The organism is Rhizobium ecuadorense (genome assembly GCF_001187535.1).
Classification (GTDB): domain Bacteria; phylum Pseudomonadota; class Alphaproteobacteria; order Rhizobiales; family Rhizobiaceae; genus Rhizobium; species Rhizobium ecuadorense.
The window spans coordinates 1-220 of the sequence record NZ_LFIO01000851.1; the positions used below are offsets into that span (position 1 = coordinate 1).

The 220-nt window shown below is 59.1% G+C and carries 1 protein-coding gene; it reads left to right on the forward strand.

Annotated features, from left to right (window positions below; translation table 11 throughout):
* On the forward strand, positions 1-220 hold a 220-nt coding region (locus tag AF337_RS14865; RefSeq protein WP_342028434.1), incomplete at both ends, for an aminotransferase class I/II-fold pyridoxal phosphate-dependent enzyme.

Sequence of the window (220 nt, forward strand, 5' to 3'; positions counted from 1 at the left end):
CCTCAGGATCTCTTGAAGGAGCGGGCCGCGATCTACAAGGAAAGACGCGACTTCGTCCTCGACAGATTGTCGGAGGTGGAAGGGCTGCGCTGCCATAGGCCCGAAGGCGCCTTCTACATCTACCCCAATATCTCTGGGCTGATCGGCAAGACCAGCAAGGGCGGGCGAAAGATCGAGACCGACGTCGATTTCGTGATGGCGCTCGTCGACGAGCATCATG